The 22,357-nt window shown below is 32.0% G+C and carries 21 protein-coding genes and 1 other annotated feature; of the genes, 17 read left to right on the top strand and 4 right to left on the bottom strand.

Going from position 1 to position 22,357, the window contains the following annotated elements:
- Positions 1-3: 3 nt before the first annotated feature.
- From IY230_RS02020 to IY230_RS01975, 10 genes are all read left to right on the top strand, one after another.
- Positions 4-798, top strand: a complete 795-nt coding sequence (locus IY230_RS02020) for an aldo/keto reductase family protein (RefSeq protein WP_196369674.1) — start codon at positions 4-6, stop codon at positions 796-798.
- An 80-nt stretch (positions 799-878) separates the two neighbouring features.
- The gene (gene tig / locus IY230_RS02015; RefSeq protein WP_196369673.1) at positions 879-2,162 is read left to right on the top strand and encodes a trigger factor; all 1,284 of its coding nucleotides are present in this window, start codon (positions 879-881) and stop codon (positions 2,160-2,162) included.
- Positions 2,163-2,319: 157 nt separating this feature from the next.
- A complete protein-coding gene (lon, locus tag IY230_RS02010; RefSeq protein WP_196369672.1) occupies positions 2,320-4,632 on the top strand; it encodes an endopeptidase La in 2,313 nt (770 codons plus the stop codon).
- Between the two features lie 124 nt (positions 4,633-4,756).
- Positions 4,757-5,329 (top strand): ribosome biogenesis GTP-binding protein YihA/YsxC, encoded by a 573-nt coding sequence (yihA, locus tag IY230_RS02005; protein WP_230852575.1) that lies wholly within the window; start codon positions 4,757-4,759, stop codon positions 5,327-5,329.
- Positions 5,322-6,170 (top strand): DegV family protein, encoded by an 849-nt coding sequence (locus IY230_RS02000; RefSeq protein WP_196369671.1) that lies wholly within the window; start codon positions 5,322-5,324, stop codon positions 6,168-6,170. Before yihA ends, IY230_RS02000 begins: the two co-directional genes overlap by 8 nt.
- Positions 6,171-6,178: 8 nt before the next feature.
- Positions 6,179-6,820: an NAD(P)-dependent oxidoreductase gene (locus IY230_RS01995; RefSeq protein ID WP_196369670.1), complete on the top strand. Its 642-nt coding sequence runs from the start codon at positions 6,179-6,181 to the stop codon at positions 6,818-6,820.
- Positions 6,821-6,835: 15 nt separating this feature from the next.
- Positions 6,836-7,057, top strand: a binding site (T-box leader).
- Between the two features lie 38 nt (positions 7,058-7,095).
- Positions 7,096-7,656, top strand: coding sequence for a GNAT family N-acetyltransferase (locus IY230_RS01990; protein ID WP_196369669.1), 561 nt, complete (start codon positions 7,096-7,098; stop codon positions 7,654-7,656).
- Positions 7,628-10,207: a valine--tRNA ligase gene (locus IY230_RS01985; protein WP_230852574.1), complete on the top strand. Its 2,580-nt coding sequence runs from the start codon at positions 7,628-7,630 to the stop codon at positions 10,205-10,207. The genes IY230_RS01990 and IY230_RS01985 overlap by 29 nt, the downstream gene beginning before the upstream one ends.
- Complete coding sequence (locus IY230_RS01980; RefSeq protein ID WP_196369667.1) at positions 10,200-11,435, top strand: bifunctional folylpolyglutamate synthase/dihydrofolate synthase; 1,236 nt, start codon at positions 10,200-10,202, stop codon at positions 11,433-11,435. Before IY230_RS01985 ends, IY230_RS01980 begins: the two co-directional genes overlap by 8 nt.
- Before the next feature lie 10 nt (positions 11,436-11,445).
- A complete protein-coding gene (locus tag IY230_RS01975; RefSeq protein WP_196369666.1) occupies positions 11,446-12,225 on the top strand; it encodes an alpha/beta fold hydrolase in 780 nt (259 codons plus the stop codon).
- 44 nt (positions 12,226-12,269) lie between these two features.
- Here the strand turns inward: IY230_RS01975 and IY230_RS01970 are convergent, their stop codons facing one another.
- The 4 genes from IY230_RS01970 to plsY form a co-directional block, all read right to left on the bottom strand.
- Positions 12,270-13,505 (bottom strand): MFS transporter, encoded by a 1,236-nt coding sequence (locus IY230_RS01970; protein ID WP_196369665.1) that lies wholly within the window; start codon positions 13,503-13,505, stop codon positions 12,270-12,272.
- 96 nt (positions 13,506-13,601) lie between these two features.
- Positions 13,602-14,624 (bottom strand): hypothetical protein, encoded by a 1,023-nt coding sequence (locus tag IY230_RS01965; RefSeq protein WP_196369664.1) that lies wholly within the window; start codon positions 14,622-14,624, stop codon positions 13,602-13,604.
- Positions 14,625-14,957, bottom strand: coding sequence for a PadR family transcriptional regulator (locus IY230_RS01960; RefSeq protein ID WP_196369663.1), 333 nt, complete (start codon positions 14,955-14,957; stop codon positions 14,625-14,627).
- Positions 14,958-15,087: 130 nt separating this feature from the next.
- Entirely contained in the window at positions 15,088-15,768 is a 681-nt protein-coding gene (plsY, locus tag IY230_RS01955; protein ID WP_196369662.1) for a glycerol-3-phosphate 1-O-acyltransferase PlsY, read from the bottom strand.
- A 184-nt stretch (positions 15,769-15,952) separates the two neighbouring features.
- Here plsY and hrcA point away from each other — a divergent pair, with 184 nt between their 5' ends.
- From hrcA to rpmF, 7 genes are all read left to right on the top strand, one after another.
- Positions 15,953-16,981: a heat-inducible transcriptional repressor HrcA gene (gene hrcA, locus IY230_RS01950; RefSeq protein WP_196369661.1), complete on the top strand. Its 1,029-nt coding sequence runs from the start codon at positions 15,953-15,955 to the stop codon at positions 16,979-16,981.
- Positions 16,982-16,984: 3 nt separating this feature from the next.
- On the top strand, positions 16,985-17,557 hold the full coding sequence (grpE, locus tag IY230_RS01945; protein ID WP_196369660.1) for a nucleotide exchange factor GrpE: 573 nt from the start codon (positions 16,985-16,987) through the stop codon (positions 17,555-17,557).
- The gene (gene dnaK, locus IY230_RS01940; protein WP_196369659.1) at positions 17,541-19,373 is read left to right on the top strand and encodes a molecular chaperone DnaK; all 1,833 of its coding nucleotides are present in this window, start codon (positions 17,541-17,543) and stop codon (positions 19,371-19,373) included. The genes grpE and dnaK overlap by 17 nt, the downstream gene beginning before the upstream one ends.
- Positions 19,374-19,437: 64 nt before the next feature.
- Positions 19,438-20,547, top strand: a complete 1,110-nt coding sequence (gene dnaJ / locus IY230_RS01935; RefSeq protein WP_196369658.1) for a molecular chaperone DnaJ — start codon at positions 19,438-19,440, stop codon at positions 20,545-20,547.
- A gap of 52 nt (positions 20,548-20,599) precedes the next feature.
- Positions 20,600-21,598 carry a lipoate--protein ligase gene (locus IY230_RS01930; protein ID WP_196369657.1) on the top strand — a complete coding sequence of 333 codons (999 nt, stop codon included), beginning with the start codon at positions 20,600-20,602 and terminating at the stop codon, positions 21,596-21,598.
- 118 nt (positions 21,599-21,716) lie between these two features.
- Entirely contained in the window at positions 21,717-22,151 is a 435-nt protein-coding gene (locus IY230_RS01925) for a YceD family protein (protein ID WP_196369656.1), read from the top strand.
- A 13-nt stretch (positions 22,152-22,164) separates the two neighbouring features.
- Positions 22,165-22,356, top strand: a complete 192-nt coding sequence (gene rpmF / locus IY230_RS01920; protein WP_012242503.1) for a 50S ribosomal protein L32 — start codon at positions 22,165-22,167, stop codon at positions 22,354-22,356.
- The last annotated feature ends 1 nt before the right edge of the window (position 22,357 follow it).

Raw genomic sequence — 22,357 nt, 5'->3', positions numbered from 1 at the left:
CCTATGCAATATTTAACACTTAACAACGGATTTAAAGTACCAGTTATAGGTATGGGTGCAAACACGTTTGGTAAAGTCAATCATGATTTTTATGGTGTACTTGATTATGACACTAAAGAACTAATTTGGGCATATGAAAATGGCTACAGCCTCATAGATACAGCAATTGTTTATAGAAATGAAACAGTGATTGCCAAATCGATTAAAGATGCTCATTTAAATAGAACTGATGTCATAGTCACATCTAAAATACCTACTAAAGAGTTAACACTTGAAGATGATGCAAAAATCGAAAAAATGATACAATCTTCCATTGATATATTTGGAGGTTATGTAGATATCTATTTAATTCATCATCCATCCACTCATGAAATAAATTTAAGGGTTTGGAAAGCACTTGAAAGTCATTACTTAAAAGGACACTTTAAAGCAATTGGTGTGTCCAATTTTAGTAAGGAACAACTCGATTACATCATGAAACATGCAAACGTTAAACCTATGATGAATCAAATAGAATCTAATCCTGCAAACTGGCAACATGAACTGGTTTCATATTGTAAGGCACATGAGATTGTTCCAGTAGCCTGGGGTCCACTAGATCCTGTGCCAAATAAGGATATATTAACAACAATTGGTAACCAATATGGTAAGACTTGGGCACAAGTTCTACTTAGATACCAAGTACAAAAAGGTGTCATTGTCATACCAAAGAGTCACAATAAATTAAGACAATTTGAAAATATAAATATCTTTGATTTCACATTATCTTTAGAAGATATACGTAAAATAGAAGAATAATTATCATTCCTTATGTATTTTCATGAAAAAAAGATTTATAATGTTATAATATTAAAGTTGATATAATTTAGGAGGAAACTATGAAATTTGAACATATAAAAAAGAATCATGTAAAATTTACTTTTACAGTAACACCTGCAGAATTTGAACATGCATTAGAACATGCTTTTGCACACATTAAAGATGATGTAGAAATTAAAGGATTTAGAAAAGGTAAAGTAACTCAAAAAGTTTACGAACAAAAATTTGGTGAAACAGCATTATATGCAGAAGCATTAAACCATGCAATTGGTCATAAATATAATGATGCAACACTAGTTAAAGACTTTACAATTGTTTCTGATCCAATGAACATTGATCTAGATTTCGATAAAATCTCAAGAACTGAAGAATTTGAAGTGAGTTTTGAAGTTGCAATCAAACCTGAAGTTGAAATTGAAAACTACAAAGGTGTTGAAGTTGCTAAAGTAGATACAGAAGTAACAGAAAAAGAAGTTGATGAAAACATCAACAGCCTATTAGCTCAAAATGCTATTTTAGAACCTAAAGATGGTGCACTAGAAAATGGCGATACAGCAATCTTTGATTTCGAAGGATTCCAAGATGGTGTTGCATTTGAAGGTGGAAAAGCTGAAAACTTCAGTTTAGAAATCGGTAGTGGTCAATTCATTCCTGGTTTTGAAGAAGGTATGTTAGGCTTAAAAGCTGGTGAGTCTCGTGATGTAAATGTTACTTTCCCAGAACAATACCAAGCTGAAAACCTAGCAGGTAAACCAGCAGTATTTAAAGTTGTATTACACGAAATTAAATCTAAAAAATTAGCTGAATTAAATGATGAATGGGTTGTATCACTTAACCGTGAAGGTATCTCAACTGTTGATCAATTAAAAGCATCAATCAAAGCAGATTTAGAAGCATCTAAACAAGAACAATCTAAAAGAGAATTAACTGATGCAGTAATTACTGAAGTAGTTAAATTAGCTAAAGTTGAAGTACCACAATCTATGTTTGATTCAGAAATTGAAAATTTCAAGAAAAATGTTGAAGCTCAAGCTAAACAATATCAATTAGATATGGATACATTCATCCAATTGTCAGGATTAACTAAAGAATTATTCGAACAACAAGCTAAAGAACAAGCTGAAAAACGTGTACTTCAATCCTTAGTAATCGAAGCGATTGCTAAGAAAGAAAACTTCACTGCTACACCTGAAGAATTAAACTTACGTTATGAAGAATTAGCGAACCATTACAAAATGGAAGTTAATGAAATTAAAAAGTATATCTCAGATGAATTAGTAATGAATGATATCGCATTTGAAAAAGCAGTAACATTCTTAGTAGAAAACGCAGTACAAAAATAAATTTTAAAGTGGCCTCTGAAGCTTCAGAGGCTTTCTTATAACTATAATTATGATAAAAGATGGGATAACTATTGGCACTCATGCAATATGATTGCTAATTGACAATTTTATAATATAATATATAATAAGAATATAACCCAGAAAGGGGATCAAAGATATGGAATTACAGACAAGTTTACCCGCGATTGTTGTACGTGGTATCGTACCGATTCCTAATAATGATTTTAGAATTGAAGTTGGCCGTAAAGTATCCCTTAAAGCGATTGAAGAGTCTGAAAAGAGTTTTTCATCTTACGTACTTATATTAGTTCAAAAAAATCCATTAATAGAAAACCCAACAGTTGCAGATATTGAAACTCATGGTGTCTTAGCTAAGATTGCTATGAAGATTAAATTACCTAATAACAACTATAAAATTAAGTTTAATTTAATGTCTAGAATTAAAGTCAATGAGTATTTCTTAACAGATCCTTACTTTGTAGCAGACTATGAAGAATTAGAATCAAAAGTAGGGGAAATAGAAGAAGAAACTACATTACTTAAATTAATTACTGATGAAGCTGTTGTAAATGCAAATCAGTTATTTAATAATGCTCAAGTGGTTACATCACAAATTCAATCTGGTCTATCATCAGATAAAATGGCGGACATTTTAGCATATAATTTAAGAACTCAAGACACTGAAAAATATAAGTATCTAGCTGAATTAAATGTAAACTCAAGACTGAAATTAATTTTAGAAGATATTAACCGCCTAAAAATGATTGCTGATTTAGAACAACGTATTAATGAAGATGTTAAAAAGGCAATTGATGAAAATCAAAAAGAATATTATCTAAGAGAAAAAATGCGCGCAATTCAAAATGAATTGGGTGATAAGGCTAAAAAAGAAGATGAAATTGATAAATTAAGAGAAGATATTAAGAAGGCTAAAATGCCGATTCATATTGAAGAAAAAGCGCTACAAGAGTTATCTCGTTATCAATCAACACCTTCAGCAATGGCTGAATCTCAAATCATTAAGACTTATCTAGATTTTCTAGTTGCATTACCTTGGAATGAATCATCAACAGATTTAAATGATTTACAAAAGGTTCAAGATAACTTAGATAAGAATCATTATGGACTAGAAAATGTTAAAGAACGTATTATTGAATATTTAGCAGTTAAAATGATGACTGGTAGAAATCCACAGACTATTTTATGTTTAGCAGGTCCTCCAGGGGTTGGTAAAACATCACTTGCAACATCTATTGCAGAGGCATTGGGTCGTAAGTTTGTTAAGCAATCACTTGGTGGTGTTAAAGATGAATCAGAAATCCGTGGTCATAGAAGAACTTATGTCGGCGCTATGCCTGGTCGTATCCTTAAGGGTATGAAGGATGCTGGTACAGTAAATCCTGTCTTCTTATTAGATGAAATTGATAAAATGGCATCCGATTATAGAGGGGACCCTGCATCTGCAATGCTTGAAGTTTTAGACCCAGAACAAAATGCTAAATTTAGTGATCACTACTTAGAAGAAAATTATGACTTATCTCAAGTATTATTCATTACAACAGCAAACTATCTTGAAAATGTGCCTGCACCTTTAAGAGACCGTATGGAAATTGTAGAACTATCCAGCTATACTGAGTATGAAAAAATTCAAATTGCTCAAAAACACTTAGTTAACAAACAATTATCAGCACATGGCTTAGATAGTGATAAATTTACAATTGATGAAGAAACACTTTACTTTATTGTAAGACATTACACAAGAGAAGCTGGTGTTCGTGAATTAAACCGTTATATTGGTTCTTTAGTACGTAAAGCTATTAAAGAAATTCTCATGAAAAAAGCAGCTAAAATTAATATCACTTTAAATAATGTGGAATCATATATTGGAAAACCTAAGTTCGTACATAATTTAGTAGATGAAAAACAACAAATTGGTGTTGTTACTGGTCTGGCATACACTGCATTTGGTGGAGACACGCTTCCGGTTGAAGTTACTTACTATAAAGGTAAGGGACAACTTGTATTAACAGGTAAACTAGGTGATGTCATGAAAGAATCAGCAATTACAGCACTTTCATATGTAAAATCGCATGCACTAGAATTTAATTTAGATCCAACCATATTTGAAAACAACGACTTCCACGTCCACGTACCAGAAGGTGCTATCCCTAAAGATGGTCCTTCAGCAGGTATTACGATGGCAACTGCGATTATGTCAGCTGCAAGTAAACTCTATGTTAGAAAAGACCTTGGTATGACCGGTGAAATTACATTACGCGGTTACGTATTACCAATTGGTGGACTAAAAGAAAAGGCAATTGCTGCTTTAAGAAGTGGTTTAACTACAATTTTAATTCCAAAACAAAATGTTAAAGATGTCGATGATATTCCAAAGGAAGTTAGAGATAAATTAACAATTATTCCTGTTGAAAATGTATCTGATGTATTTGCGCAAGCATTGATTAGATAATATTAAACAATCACTATACATGAGAGTGTTATGAATGTCATAACACTCTTATTTTATGGGATTTAACTAAATATGACATTCAATGATTCTAAATTTATGATACAATAAGATAAGAGGTAAAATTATGATTAAACAAGCAGAATTTATTACATCGGCCGTTTCGATTACGGACTTGCCTAAAGATGATTTTGACCATTTTTTAATACTTGGTCGATCAAATGTGGGCAAATCTTCTTTAATAAATGCCATCACAAATCGTAAAAGTTTAGCAAGAGTGTCTCAAACACCTGGTAAAACTATTACGTTAAATTTGTATTTACTGAATCAAAGTTTGTATTTAGTAGATGCACCTGGTTACGGCTATGCGAAACGTTCAAAAACTCAAACTTCATCTTTTATGAGAATGATTAATGAATATATTCAGTTAAATGGACACCTAAAAAAGATTATTTTATTGGTGGACTTTAATATCGGACCAACTCAAGATGATTTAGATATGTATATTGAATTACAGGCGTTTGATGTAGACATTATTATCGTTACAACAAAGTATGATAAGGTCAAATCATCACATCGACTTAAACAAGAAAAAGTCATTAGAACTAAGTTTTTTGAAGGACAAAAAATATACTTCACATCAAGTGAAACAAAGTTTGGAATTGATAAATTAATTAATGAGGAGTTTGGTAATGAATAAAGTCTTAATTACTACAGATTCAACTGCGGACTTAAGTCCAGAAATACTAGAAACTAGAAACATTAAAATGGTGCCATTATATGTACGTTTTAATGATGAATCCTATAAAGATAGTATAGATATTACAACCCTTGAACTCTATAAAAAAGTTGAAGCTTATGGTTTTTTACCTAAGACACAAGCGGCAAGTCCCGGAGACTTTGAAATATTTTTCAAAAAATATTTAGATGAGGGTTATAAGATTGTTCATATCTCGATTGGTTCTAAGATATCAGCAACCTATAAATCAGCTTTACTAGCTGTTGATTTACTAGAGACAAAAGATGTTTACGTCATTGATTCAGCAAACCTATCTAGTGGCATTGGGTTACTAGTCCTAAAAGCATCCGACTTAAAAGATCAAGGGTTAAGTGCTGAAGAAATCAATGAAGAAATATTAAAATTAGTACCTAAGGTAAGTAGTCAATTTGCAATTAAGACATTAGACTATCTTCATAAAGGTGGACGTGCAAGTGGTTTAAGTGCATTTGTTGGTTCAGTATTGCGTATTAAACCAATCATTCAAGTTAATGATGGTAAATTGGATGTCTATAAAAAATCAGTTGGTAAGATGTCAAAAGCACTTGATGTGATGATTGATGATCTTGTGAACTTAAATGGAGAAATTGATGATAACTATGTATTCATCACACACTCATTAGCTCCAGATTCATTTGAATATATTAAAAATAGATTAGAAAAAGAAGTTAAAGTGAAACATATTTTAGAAGGACATGCTGGCTGTGTGATTTCCAGTCACTGTGGCGAAGGAACAATTGGTATATTGTATATAAAAAGGTAGGTAAACATATGAAGATAGCAGTTATTGGTGCATCAGGGTTTATCGGGGAAAGTATAGTAAATGAAGCACTAAGTAAAGGTCATGAAGTTGTAGGTATTTTTAGAAGAAATAGTATTCCTGCTCAAAATAATCTTACACTTAGAAAGTTAACAATTTTTGATGAAGCTGATTTTGAAGCAGCAGTCAAAGATTGTGATGTGATAGTATCAGCGTATAATCCAGGATATTATCATGTAGCTCAAGCAGAACGCTTTTTAGACGGTTATAAAGTAATATTTAACATGGCTAAAAAGTTAAATAAACATGTGATATCTGTAATTGGTGCAACCACTTTAATCCAATATGATGGTGAGTTAGTCAAAGACAGTTTAGTTTTTCCAAAACCATGGATTAAAGCATTAGAAGGTACAGATAAGGTATATGAAACTTATAAGGGTGATACATCTTTAAAGGTTACCTTCGTGTCTCCTGCAGCTGAAGTCTTTGATGGTCCCTTAACTAAACAATATGTTTATGGTAAAGATCATCTAATCTATGATAGCTTAGAACGTTCTAGAATATCTGTAAGAGATTTAGCACACGCGATTGTATTAGAATGTGAACATCCAAAATATATAAATTCTAGATTTACAATTGCATATCAAAATTAATTAGTATATAATATTAGAAACGCTATGAAGTGAAAGAGTAATTTATAAAAAAGTCATAAAAGAGATTAAGAGAATAGGTGAAACTCTTATAACCCATAAATGAAAGTCATCACTGAGCGGATTAGGTGAAATAAATTTAGTAGCTTAATTCGGATTAACTTTACGTTATAAAAGTTTAATGAAGGTGCACAATTTATTTTGTGAACTAAGGTGGTACCGCGATTTTTCGTCCTTAGACTGTTTATCAGTCTAGGGATTTTTATTTAGGAGGCTATATGCTGCCAATACTTGAAGGAAAAAGAGTTGTTTTAAGAAGTCCTGATGAAAAGGATTTAGTCTCATTTTTTTACTTTGCTTCTAAAGATAGTATTGGACCGAATGCAGGATGGTTTCCACATAGAAATCTTGATGAGACACGTTCTATACTAAATTTACACATCAAAGAAGCTAATCTTTGGGCGATTACACTACGAGAAGATGATCTCATGATCGGTACGGTTAGCTTAAATAATCTATCAAATGATCGATTTTTTGGTAAAGGAGCTGAAATTGGATTTGTATTAGATGATACCTATTGGAATCAAGGTATTGTTACAGAGGCTGTTTCGGTGGTTATGAATTATGTCTTTAGAGAATTAAAGTTTGATTATTTAAAGGTAGCACACGCTGATTTTAATATAGCAAGTAAGAAAGTTATATTAAAATCTGGATTTAAATTTGTATACAAAAAACATAAGCGATATATAGAAAATCCTAATATTAACTATGTTTTATACTACGAAATTTCAAAAAAGGAGTTTTTCGAACATGAAAATAGAACTACAAACGAAATATGATTTTAAATCAGTTGAAGAAGGAAGATATGACTTTTGGTTAAAAGAAGGTTTTTTCGAATCTGGTAAAGATTTAAATAAAACGCCATTTACAGTAGTAATTCCACCACCAAATGTCACTGGAAAACTTCATTTGGGACACGCTTGGGATACAGCAATTCAAGACATTATTATTAGACGTAAACGTATGCAAGGCTTTGATGCATTATACTTACCTGGTATGGACCATGCAGGTATTGCAACTCAAGCACGCATTGATGATAGATTAAAGAGTCAAGGTATTTCCAGATATGATCTTGGTAGAGAAAAATATCTTGAAAAAGCTTGGGAGTGGAAAGAAGAATATTCTCTTCATATTAGAACTCAGTGGAAAGCTCTTGGGTTATCTTTAGATTACACCAAGGAAAGATTTACACTAGATGAAAAATTAAATGAGGCCGTTAACAAGGTGTTTATCACTTTATATAATAAGGGCTGGATCTATCGTGGTTATAGAATTATTAACTGGGATTGCCAAGCTAAAACTGCTTTATCTAATATTGAAGTTGAGTATGAAGAAACACAAGGAAACTTATATCACTTCACTTACCCATTTGTACATATGGATGGTGGTTTAACGATTGCAACTACACGTCCTGAAACGATGTTTGCTGACCAAGCATTAATGGTTCATCCTGATGATGAACGTTACAAAAAATATATTGGTGAACTTGTATATATTCCGGGAACAAATACTAAAATTCCGGTTATTGCAGATGATTATGTAGACAAAGCATTTGGTACAGGTGTTGTTAAGGTTACTCCAGCACACGACCCAAATGACTATGAAGTTGCTAAAAGACATAACCTAGAAATGCCTCTATGTATGAATGAAGATGGTACTATGAGTGAACTTGCACTAAAATATGTAGGTCAAGATAGATTTGAGTGCCGTAAAAACGTTGTTAAAGATTTACAAGCACTAAACCTATGTCCTAAAGTGGAACCCTATACTCACCAAGTGGGTTACTCAGAGCGCACAGGTGTTATGGTTGAACCAAGATTATCTCTACAATGGTTTGTAGATATGAAAGGTTTAACGGAACAGACTTTAAAAATGAATCAAGTAAACTTTGTACCTGAACGTTTTAAAAATACATTCGAAAACTGGTTAAACAATATTCAAGACTGGACAATATCTCGTCAATTGTGGTGGGGACATAGAATACCTGCATGGTTTAAGGGGGATGAAGTTAAAGTTCAAGTAGAATCACCGGGTGCTGATTGGATACAGGATGAAGACGTACTTGATACTTGGTTTTCAAGTGCATTATGGCCATTTTCAACACTTGGTTGGCCAAATGAAGAGGACCCAAACTTTAAAAGATATTACCCAACTGATGTTTTAGTGACAGGTTATGATATTATTTTCTTTTGGGTTGCCAGAATGATGTTCCAAGGTCTTGAATTTACTAAAAAAGACCCATTTAAGACTGTATTACTACATGGACTCATCAGAGATGAGCAAGGTAGAAAAATGTCTAAATCATTAAATAATGGTGTGGATCCAATGGATGTAATTGATAAGTATGGTGTGGATGCACTTAGATTTTTCATTGTATCTAATGCTGCGCCAGGACAAGATACAAGATATGATATTACAAAAATTGAGTCAAGTTGGAACTTCATTAATAAATTATGGAACATTACTAGATTCGTATCATTAAATATTAAAGATAAATCTTTAGTGATCGATGAAAATAAATTAAATTTATTTGATAAATGGATTCTTACAAGACTAAGTGAAACGATTACTGAAGCTGATAAATATTATGAACGCTTTGAATTTAATGAAGCTTCCAAAGTACTTACAAACTTTATTTGGGAAGAATTCGCAAATTGGTATTTAGAAATTTCTAAAGTATCACTACAAGATCCAAAACTAGAACAAAATACTCAAGCAGTACTAATTTATGTACTTAAAGATATTTTAAAATTATTACACCCATTCTTACCATTTGTTACAGATAAGTTATACATGGATATTTTTGGTGAAAGCTCTGTAATGATTGCTAAGTGGCCGGTTGTAAACTATGAATTTAACCAAATTGATTTAGTTAAAGAGATTCAAGACGTGATTGTAAAGGTAAGAAATCTTAGAAATGAATATCAAGTTGCACCATCAAAACCGATTGATGTTACACTAGAGATCAAATCTGTGGATATGATAAATGAAGTTAAATTATATGAAAATTACTTAACTAAATTCTTAAATACAAAAGCAATAGCTTATGAAATCAATGTAGATTCGAGCGACATGATTTTCATTGCTGGTACACATATCAATATCTATATTGAAAAATCTGATATGATTGATTTAGAACAAGAAAAAGCATCACTATTAAAACAAAAAGATACTTTAGAGAAAGAACTTGAAAGATCTAAGGGATTACTTTCTAACGTAAACTTTACCTCAAAAGCACCACAAACTAAAATTGACATTGAACAAAGAAAGTATGACGACTACAAGAAGCAATACGATGATGTCGTTGAAATGCTAAAGAAATATGTTTAATCAACTTGATGAAGCAGTAAATTGGATAGAAACACAAATAAAGTTTAGACCTAAAACAAGCCTAGATCATATGAAGGATGCCTTAAGCTTCCTTCAACTCGATTTAAGCCATATGAAAAAGATTCATATAACTGGTACAAATGGTAAGGGGTCAGTATGTATGATGACTACTCAAGTACTTGTTGAATCTGGTATGCGTGTTGGTACATTTATATCTCCTTATTTGATACGCTTTAATGAACGTATTAAACTCAATGGCAAAGATATATCAGATAGTGACTTGTTAGATTCGATTAATAAAGTTTTTGATCTAAACAAAACCTATTTTGAGCATAGTGGTTTAACACTGTCATTTTTTGAACTTATGACACTGATGTCACTCATTTACTTTGTAGATAACAAAGTAGATGTCATCGTTATGGAAGTTGGTATTGGTGGACTCTTAGATGCAACCAATATTTTAAATTATGATGTTTCGGTCATTACCAATGTTGGTATGGATCATATGCGCCAATTAGGCAATACATTAGAATCCATTGCTTTAAATAAACTTGGAATTTTAAAAGAAAAGGGTCACTTGATTACGAGCATTGACAGTAGATTACATGATTTAGTAAAAGATTATGTTTCTAAAGTGAATGCAACACTTAAAATTATTGAAAAACGTGATGTAAGCACTATATCTGAGCTTCCCCACAAAATAGAGTACAATCATCAAGTCTACGAACTGTCGCTGTTAGGTGATTTCCAAAATACGAATGCAGCGCTAGTTATAGAAGTTATCAAATATTCATTTCCAAATATACCTGATCAAATAATTAATGAAGGTTTAAGTAAAACTGAACACCCGGGTCGCTTAGAAACAGTGTTACCTGGAGTGATTTTAGATGGTGCGCATAATATTCATGCAATGAAAGAAGTCATATTTTCACTTAAATCTATTTTTAAAGTGTATAATATACATGTACTATTCAGTGCACTATCTGATAAAGAGCCTGAAGTGATGCTAAATGAACTCAAAAAATATGCATCATCCATCACTTTGACTGCTTTTCCGGATGCTCGTTATAAAAACCTAGATTTTCTTCCCTTTAACTTTGAATTGAATCCTAAAACAGCTTTAAATAATTTAATTAAAAACAAAAAAGAAAATGACGTTATTTTTATAACTGGTAGTTTGCACTTTATTGGGTATATGAAAAAAGAAATTATTCCATACTTTAAATAAGGTGATCTATATGTTAATTAACCAAGTATTAATCTATTCAGAAAATCATAATGTTAATAATTCGAAAGGGACTGTCATTATTACACATGGCATTGCCTTACACTCTATATACTACAGAAAAATGGCAGAATTACTCAATGAGGCTGGTTTTTCTGTAGTTTTATATGATGTTAGAGGTCATGGCAAATCTCAAGGTAAAAGAGGTGATATTAAAAGTATCTACCAATTTACTTCCGATTTATATGAACTCGTAGAACAAACTAAAAAAGTATATGATGGACCTATATTCTTATTAGGACACTCCATGGGAGGCATTATCACAAAAGTATATGCAACACTTTATGATAACTTTGATGGAACTATTATTATGTCTAGTCCAACAAGTGCACAAAGATTAGATCTTAAGAGTTTACTTCCTAGTTTCTTATTTGGATCATACAAATTAAAGACAAACTTTGCAGATACAAGATTATCTCATTTTCCTCCATCTGATAATGTTGATCCTTATGCTTTAAAACATTTTACTTTTAGATTAATTATACAAATACTTAAAGTAGGTACTAAGCATATCGAAAAATGTATTCTTGATTACAAAAAGCCAGTCCTGATCTTACACGGTTCAGAAGATAAATTAGTAAGTTCGCAGATGTCAAAACACTTCTTTGAAAGTATTAAGTATAATGATAAAAAGTTAGTTATCATTGAAGGTGGGTATCATAATTTAAATTATGATACAGTCACAGAAAAAGTGGTAGATGAAATAGTTTCTTGGCTTAATAATCAAATTTAATTACACTGTTCATGAAAAAGGTTCCGCAAGTTATGCGGAACCTTTTATATATTTGAGTTTACTGTATTTTGTATAAAATCTCTTTTTCTATAATGATTACTTATGAAAATAAGTACTAAAGAAATGAGGAAGAATACTACGGATGTATCAAATAGTAACCTGGGACTGTAATCATACAAGAACGCACCGAAGATTGGTCCAATGATGGTGCCGATTGAGTAAAATGATTGTCTAATACCTAATGTGGTAGCAACATTATGATTACCTGAAAATTTAGAGATGTGGTCTTGTTCTAGTGGTGTAAAGCTAGCCTTGATTGCTATATAAGCCATGTACATTGTATATAAAAGTATAAGGAATGTACTACTACTTGATCTAAATACTGTAAAGATAAGAACTGCACTTATGATTTGAAATACACTAATTAGTTTTAATCTATGTTTTATCCTCATAAATAGCGGTACTAAAATGATGCCTGATAATAAGGAAACTACACCTACTATCATTTTGAAATTACCAAGTTCGTTGGCTAGGAAGCCTAAATCATTAAAATAAACATCTAAGTATTTTTCTACATTAGTAGAAGCAATCGTTATAAGTGTTAGAGCAATCAAGAAATATAAGAGTTCAGGCTTGATATGTCGAACTTCCTTAAATCCTTCCCAAAACTGAACGCGCTTTTTATTTGGATCAACAACTGTCTTTCTAGGTTTAAACCATATAGCAATTAATAATGCAAAGAATCCTACACTAATACCTTGTAAGAGAAAGGCATTGAAGAATATGTCTGTTCTTAATACCTTTATAAAGAAGGAGTTTGTATGAATAAATCCACCTAGAAATTGACCAATTGCACCACCTAGACCAACTGCAGCAGCACCAAAAGCAATGTTTTTAGCGCGTTTATCTTTATCTGAGGTAATAATCATTTCTCCTGTTAGAATGGTTAATGCTGCAGCCATACCAAACCCACTAATCAATCTAAATGCACTTAAGGTCCACATATCAAATACATGACCTAAGCCAAATAAGATTTGCATCACACCGTAGATAAGAATACCGACTATCAAACTTATCTTTTTCTTATTATGATCTGCTAAATTACCCCAGAATGGTCCACCAAACATCATCCCTAAATTCATAAATGAAAAGAAAAAACCAAACATAAAGTTCGGTACCTCTATATCTTTGACATAGTAAGGCATTAGTGGGTGGTGTAGGTTGGTTACAATACCTTGTACAAAATATATAATTAGATAGAACAACATAAACTTTTTCATATATCTTCACACTCGCAAATGTCATTATAGCATAAGTGGTAAACAGATAAAAATCATAAACAAAAAAGACATTTTATATATGTCTTTTATGGTAAATTATCGTTTTACATTGCGTGTTTTAAAGTATTTAATCCAACGTCTAAAGTATGAGATAAAACTTGTTAGTAAGATGATGCTAATGATAACGAACAAAATGATATTGGCGATGTTTGTAATAGTATGTAGACTTGTTTCAAAGTAGTTTGCAAACATCACAAAATTTTGAGGAAGTATGAGATTTGGTAGAAGTAATATAGCAACTAAGAATAAGGAACCATAAAACTCTGAGATTGTACTAAATAATAAGGTGTAAAAGGATTCTTTACCTTCATAAAATCTATATAGATAAGAAAGTATTGTAAGGATAGTAGAGGATATAATGAAGAAGGTCATTATGCCTTTAAAATCACTATTAAAGAATTGAGAAGTTTCACCGTTAATATGTAAAACAAAGATGGTCTCATAATATACAATAAATAAAGTACCAAAGGTGATTAAAAATATTGTAACAAATATCAATTCGATTAAAATCTTTACCCTGGATTTTAATTGATCATCTGGTTCAAATCTAGGTACATCAGCTAAGTCTTTAACCTTCCAGTCATTTAATCTTTTATCTATCTTTTCCTTAATACTTGGTATTTTATAGGACCAAAAAGCTATGGTGATGATAGAAAAGACACTAAATCCAAAAGATAATACATTACCAGTAATATGCCCTATTAACATGCCAACAATCGCCCCAGGTTGATTTACATCCAGTTCTGTTAAAGAAGCTATAATTGCAGTGATAACTGCAAGTATAGTAGAAAATATAAGTGCTAGTTTTAAACTCAGTTTATAATCCTCATAAAATCTAGGGTCAACAACATAATTAGCACTTGAATGATATTGATATGCAACATCCATTGGATGACCTATCTTATGTAGTACCTCTTCAATATCGTCATTAGTATAATTTGGGTAACTTTGCAGCATATCCATAATGTTAGCCTCAAGTTCTTTTTTTATATCATCACGTTTTGCTTCTGGACAACGGCGTGTGACAGAATATATATATTTTTCAATCATTTTATCCATCTATTTATCCTCCTTAAATAAACTACTCATTTGTTTTTCAATTTGTAACCAAGCTTCTTTTAAGCTTTCTAACACTTTAATACCCGTTTGATTGATCTTATAGTACTTTCTTGGTCTAGATTCGGTTGTATCCCAAGTGGAATCAAGTAAGCCTTGTTCCTCTAATCTACGGAGCAAGGGATAAAGTGTTCCAGCTTCAATAGATACATTTTGAGTTTCTAATTGCGCAAGTAAAGAATATCCATACTGACTTTCTTTTAATGAGTTTAAAACAAATATAATTTGGGTACCTCGTTTTAATTCCATAATTAAATTATTTGTAATGTTTTCCATAGTATGCTCCCTTCATTTTTAATTACACTGTATGACATACACTATTATCAATAAAATAACATTAAGAAATTTACTATAAAAAAAGAGTTCCATACTAGGAACTCTTAAAGGTGCATTACTTATTGATGTTTTACTTCTTTTTTTGACCGATTTTATTTTCTGTACCATTCATTAATCTAATAAAGTTTTTCTTATGCATATAGATAATAAGAAGTACGATAAGTGATATTGCTACTAAATTAATGATTTGTGATTCATAAGATATCGTTAGATTTGGTACTGGAATCCATATTTCTTTAATTAGAACTCCAATCCACATCATCACTGCTACAGAAAATGATGCAACAACTGAACCAATTGAAACATATTTTGTTGAAAATGCGACTATAAAGAATAGTCCAATACCGCTTAACCCAATAATTGGGTTAATTGCGATGACAGCACCTACGCCAGTTGCTACAGCTTTACCACCTTTAAATCCGATGTAAATGGATTTAATGTGTCCGATTGCAGCGGCTGCTCCAAATACAATAGAGATATCGTAAGTATCTGAAATCAAGAATAATTCTGACATACCTAACATATATCTAATGATAATGATTGGTAGTGCCCCTTTGAAACAATCTAATAAAAATGTAGGTATGCCATACTTAGCGCCCAACACACGTAATACGTTTGTGGATCCTACGTTTTTACTTCCATGTTCCCTAATGTCGATGCCTTTAAATAACTTAGGTATAATATATCCAAACGGGATTGCACCAATTAAGTAAGAAGATATTATAGCTATTATAATCCATAAAATTTGCATATTCATTTACCTCGAATAAGATTATATCATAAAGGTATTAATTATGTATATACATACAAATAATGCTAAAAATGTAAAAATAGTAAAAAATGTAAAATTAGCACATAAATCTTGACAGTGCTATTTTTTTATTATACAATGATGTTGGCACTATGATAATGTGAGTGCTAAAAGGGTGGTAAGCATGATATCGTCAAGACAAAAACTCATCTTAAAAGCAATCATTGATATGTATTCTGAAAAGGGTGAACCAGTAGGATCTAAAGCCTTAATGGCGCTTCCTTACTTAAATTACTCATCAGCTACATTAAGATATGATATGGCAGTTTTAGAAGAATTAGGTTTCCTTGAAAAGATGCATACTTCATCTGGTAGAGTACCTTCTGAACGTGGTTATCGTTACTATATTGAACATTTAGTGACTAGAGATAATGATGTAACGGAAGTATTTCCTTTAATTGATGAAGTCTTTAGCAAAAAAGCACTTGGTCGTGAACACACGATTAAAGAAGCTTTAAAAATACTTACTGATCTTACTAACTATACAGCTGTTGCGGTAGGACCAGATATCTTACAATCCCATATTAAGCGTATTGAAATGGTACCACTTGGTTTAAAAGATGCAGTCATGCTTATTGTAACCGATACAGGTCATGTACAACACCAACAAATTCATATATCAGATGATATGAGAATGGATGATATTAAGGAAGTTATACATACGCTTGATGACTTACTTAAAAATAGAACACTAGAAGATGCACTTAAAGTACTCAAAGAAGAATATGCGATTTCTGAACTGAATCAATTTATGAGCTATCAAAGTCAAATTATTGATTCATTTATCGAAGCATTTTCTAAATTCGCATCAGATTCATTCTATCTAAGTGGTATGACGAATGCTTTTGAACAACCAGAATTTAATGATGTTTCTCACATGAAACGTTTTATAGATATGATGGATCGCCGTGAAATTGTGAAGTTGATTGGAACTGATGAAGGTATTTCAGTAAGATTTGGATCGGATATGGAAATCAAACCACTGAATCAAATGACAATCATTTCTATACCTTATCAAATAGATTCAGAACAAAAAGGAACGATTGCACTTGTAGGACCTTCAAGAATGTCTTATCAAAAGGTAATCCCCTTGTTAGAGTACATAGCAGCAAATCTAGCAAAACTATATAAAGACAATAATAAGGAGACGTAGAAGATGGCAGATAAAGAAAAAGATACAGTTATCGTTGATGAGACGGAACATGTAGATGTAGATTCAAAGGAATCAAAGAAAGAAAAGAAAACAAAACAACAACAAAGAATTGAATCCTTAGAGGCTGAAGTAAAAGAACTAAATGATAAATACTTAAGAACCTTAGCGGAAACTGAAAACTTTAAAAAACGTATTCAAGCAGAAAAGGTATTAGATCGTAAGTATGCGGCAAGCAATTTTGCTACAGAATTATTAGTACCTTATGAACAATTTTCTAAAATCGTAGATTTCCCTTCAGATAATGAGTTATTAAATAATTTCTTAATAGGATTTAAAATGATTAGAGATCAATTTAAATCAGTACTTGAAAATGAAGGCGTTGTTGAAATTAAAGCTTTAGGTGAATTCTTTGATGCAAAAGTGCATCATGCAATAGAAAAAGAAAGCAATAAAGACAAACCAAATGGAACAGTATTAGAAGTATTACAAAATGGATATTTATTTAAAGATAGAATATTAAGACCAGCCATGGTAAAAATAAATGAATGGAGTGAAGACAATGGCGAAGACAAATAAAATTATAGGAATTGACTTAGGAACTACAAACTCAGTTGTATCAGTGATGGAAGGTAACGAATCAAAAGTTATCCCAAATGCTGAAGGTGGACGTACAACACCAAGTATCGTTGCTTTTAAAGGTGACGAAATATTAGTGGGTGAAGTTGCAAAGCGCCAACTTATTACAAACCCAGATACAATTTATAGTATCAAACGTCACATGGGTGATATGAACTATAAAGTAAAAGCAGCTGGTAAAGAATTTACACCGCAACAAATTTCTGCTTATATCTTACAAAACTTAAAGAAAACTGCAGAAGATTACCTTGGTGCAACTGTTACTGAAGCAGTTATTACTGTACCTGCATATTTTAATGATGCTCAACGTCAAGCTACAAAAGACGCTGGTACAATCGCAGGATTAAATGTTAGACGTATTATTAACGAACCGACAGCATCAGCACTAGCTTATGGTATTGATAAAACAGACAAAGAACAAACTATCTTAGTATTTGACTTAGGTGGTGGTACATTTGACGTATCTATATTACACTTAGCTGACGGCACATTTGAAGTTGTTGCTACATCAGGTGATAATAAACTTGGTGGGGATGACTTTGACCACAAAGTTTATGAATTCTTAGCAGCTGAATTTAAAAAAGAACACGGTATTGATTTACTAAAAGATAAAATGGCTTTACAACGTCTACGCGACGCAGCTGAAAAGGCTAAAAAAGAATTATCAGGTGTAACGACAAGTTCTATTTCTCTACCATTTATTACAATGGGAGCAGCAGGTCCATTACACTTTGAATATAACTTAACTCGTGCTAAATTTAATGAGTTAACAAAAGATTTAGTAGACCGTACAATGGTATCTGTTAGACGTGCTTTATCAGATGCTAAATTAACAAATTCTGATATTAATCAAATCTTATTAGTTGGTGGTTCAACAAGAATTCCAGCTGTTCAAGAACTTGTAACAAAAGAATTTGGTAGAGAACCTAATAGATCAGTTAACCCTGATGAAGTTGTAGCAATGGGTGCTGCAATCCAAGGTGCTGTTTTAGCTGGGGATGTTAAAGACGTATTATTACTTGACGTTACACCATTATCATTAGGTATCGAAACACTTGGTGGTGTCGCTACAAAATTAATCGAAAGAAATACAACAATTCCTACATCTAAATCACAAGTATTCTCAACTGCAGCAGATAACCAACCAGCAGTAGACATTCACGTATTACAAGGTGAAAGACCAATGGCAGCTGACAATAAAACACTTGGACGCTTCCAATTAACAGATATTCCACCAGCAAGACGTGGTGTACCACAAATTGAAGTGACATTTGACATTGACGCAAACGGTATTGTTTCTGTTAAGGCGAAAGACTTAGGTACAAATAAAGAACAAAAGATTACCATCTCTGGTAACGGTGGATTATCTAAAGAAGAAATTGATGCAATGATCAAACAAGCTGAAGAAAATGCAGAAGCAGATAACAAACGTAAAGAATCTGCAGATGCTAAAAACGAAGCTGACAGTATGATTTTCCAATCTAGAAAAGCAATCGAAGATTTAGGTGCTGAAGTTACAGATGAAGAAAAAGAAACCGTAGAAAGCGCAATTAAAGACTTAGAAGAAGCATTAAAAGGTGATGACGTAGAAGCTATTAAAGCTAAAAATGAAGCACTTGCTAAGGCTAGCCAATCTATTGCAATGAAAGCATACGAAAAAGCTAACAAATCAAATGAATCAGATGCAAATGGAGCAACTGATGCAGATGATAATAAAGATGATGCTGTAGAAGCTGAATTTACTGAAAAACAATAAAAACTATGACAAATAGGAAAGTATAAACACTTTCCTATTTGACTAACATAAGGAAGCGATAATTATGGCAAAAAGAGATTATTATGATGTGCTAGGTATATCAAAAAGTGCATCTCAAGACGAAATTAAAAAAGCTTACAGAAGTTTAGCTAAAAAATATCACCCTGACGTATCAAAAGAAAAAGATGCTGAGGCAAAATTTAAAGAAGTTCAAGAAGCCTATGATGTATTAAATGATTCAAATAAAAAGGCGCAATATGATAGATTTGGCCATGCTGGTACCGGACAAGATCCATTTGGTGGTGCTGGTGGTGGATTTGGTGGATTTGGTGGCTTTGATGACATTATTAGCCAATTCTTTGGTGGTGGACAAACACGTAGAACACGTCAAACATCGAATGTCGGTGAAGATTTAAATATGCGTATGACAATCGATTTTATGGAAGCTGTTTTAGGTACAACTAAAAATGTTTCTGTGGATATCACTCAAGATTGTGGTCACTGTCATGGCTCTGGTGCAGAAAGTTCAAAAGATGTTCATACATGTAGCAAGTGTCATGGCCAAGGATTTATTAACGTAGACCAACGCACCATGTTTGGAACGATGAGAAGTCAACAAGTATGTCCACAATGTCAAGGTGAAGGTCAAACAATTGATAACAAATGTCATGTTTGTTCCGGTGCTGGACGTGTTAAGACTAAAAAAACAGTGGATGTAAAAGTGCCTGCTGGCGTGGATAATGAAATGACATTACGTGTACCAAGTTATGGTAATGGTGGTAGAAAAGGTGCTGAATCAGGTGACCTATATATTACATTTAGAGTAAAACCACATAAAGTATTTAAACGACGTGGTTCAGATATCATTTTAGATGTACCAATTACATTTACACAAGCTGCACTTGGAGATAAAATTGATATACCGACAATTTATGGTGAAGTAGAATTAACCATACCTGCAGGTATTCAATCTGGTACTGAACTTAAACTAAAAAATAAGGGCACAAAAGATCCAAGAACTGGTAAGACAGGTGATCAACACGTGATCGTTAATATTGAGACACCTAAAAACTTATCTAGTGAGGAAAAGAAATTATTTGAACAGTTAAGTAAACTGGATTCCCCAAGAAAGAAATCTGGTTGGGATAAATTCAAATCATTCTTTACAAATTAAGAGGATTTTTCCTCTTTTTGTTTTATAATGGATAAAGGAAGGAAGTGGTAAAATGATACTTATAAAACACCATAATGAAGGTAATTTAGAACCGTACTTTTATTTTGCATTAGAAAAATATGTATTAGAACATTTACTTAAAGACGATGAAACCTATTTCTTCACCTGGAGAATAAAAGGCATTGTTTCAGGTAAAAACCAAGTCATTGAAAATGAGATTAATATTCCATATGTCAAAGAACATAATGTGAAATTCTTTAGAAGACCAACGGGTGGTGGTTCTGTATATGCAGATGAAAATAACACCATGTTTACAATCATCACTAAAAGAAGAGGACAAAATTTCTCGTTTAAAAATTACTTAGTAAAAATCACAGATGCATTTAAAAAACTAGGGGTTAACCTAGAGTTTAGTGGTAGAAATGATATCTTATTAGATGGTAAGAAGGTATCAGGTAATGCATTCTTACAAAACAAATATGGTATGTTAATGCATGGAACTATGATGTATGATTTAGATATTGAAACGATGGTACGTTCACTAAATCCGCCAGATGAGAAACTTATTTCTAAAGGTATTGCAAGCGTAAGAAGTCGTGTAAACAATCTAAAACCTTATTTAAATGGTATGGCTCATGATGAATTAGTTGATTATCTTGAAAAGGAATTGACAACTACCGTCTATGAAATTAATCAAGAAGAAATTGAGCAACTCAAAAAAGATGCAGAGTTTTATTCAAGTCCGGAGTGGTTATATCGTTCTCAACCAGAGTATACTCAAAAGATATCTAAACGCTTTGATTGGGGACATATCGATATGCGTTTTAATATCAAATCAGGTATAATTCAAAACGTAGATATCATAGGAGATTTCTTTGAAGTAAAAGAAGACTTAAAATCCCTTGAAAAACCATTTTTAAATCAAGTTTGGAGTTATGCATCCATTAAAGAAATATTAATGAGTATCGAAGTAGATAAAATCATTTTAAACGCTAGAAATGAAGATATCTTATCACTCTTTGATAATGCTTTTATAGAGACAAATAACTAAATTAGAGTTCATAGGTCAATTGGTTATAACATAATTACTATTTTTATGATAAAATGGCTAAAACTAATTGACTTATGAAGGGTTATTTAATATAATTAACCAGGTTGAGGTGATATGTATGAAAATAGAAACTAAACTACTTGAATCTAAAACCTTAATTGATAGTCTATTTGACTTAAATTATCTTATCGATGATGCAACTGATATCATTTCATTAAATAATGTAAACGTAAAAGGCACAATTTATCGTAAGTATGATGAAGTTACATTTAATTTAACCGTTACACTTGAAGTGGTACAAAAATGTACATACACACTAAAACCTGTAACATACCCTCTATCATTTGATACAGAAATACTCTTTTCAAATGATTTGGAAATCTATGATTATGTACCAATAGACATCATAGACTTGGATGAAGTCATCTTTGCAGAAATACTTTTACACAAAGAACCAAATGTGTATCATGAATCTGCAAACCCTAGTGACTTTGAAGAACCCAAGAAAACCCACCCGGCTTTTAATAGTTTAAAAGAAAAATATAAAGATTAGGAGGTGAATACACATGGCAGTTCCATTTAGAAGACAAAGTAAAGGAAGAAAACGCCGTCGTCGTTCACACTATAAGTTAAAGACTCCAACAATCGTAGTTGATCCACAAACAGGAGAATTTACCTTACCACACAGAGTCACTCCAAACAGTGGCTATTATAAAGGTCAATTAGTATTAGCTAAAAAAGTTAAGAAAGAAGATTAAC

Source organism: Acholeplasma laidlawii, from assembly GCF_015709225.1.
GTDB classification, from domain to species: domain Bacteria; phylum Bacillota_I; class Bacilli_A; order Acholeplasmatales; family Acholeplasmataceae; genus Acholeplasma; species Acholeplasma laidlawii_A.
This window is presented reverse-complemented; position numbering and strand designations above follow the sequence as displayed.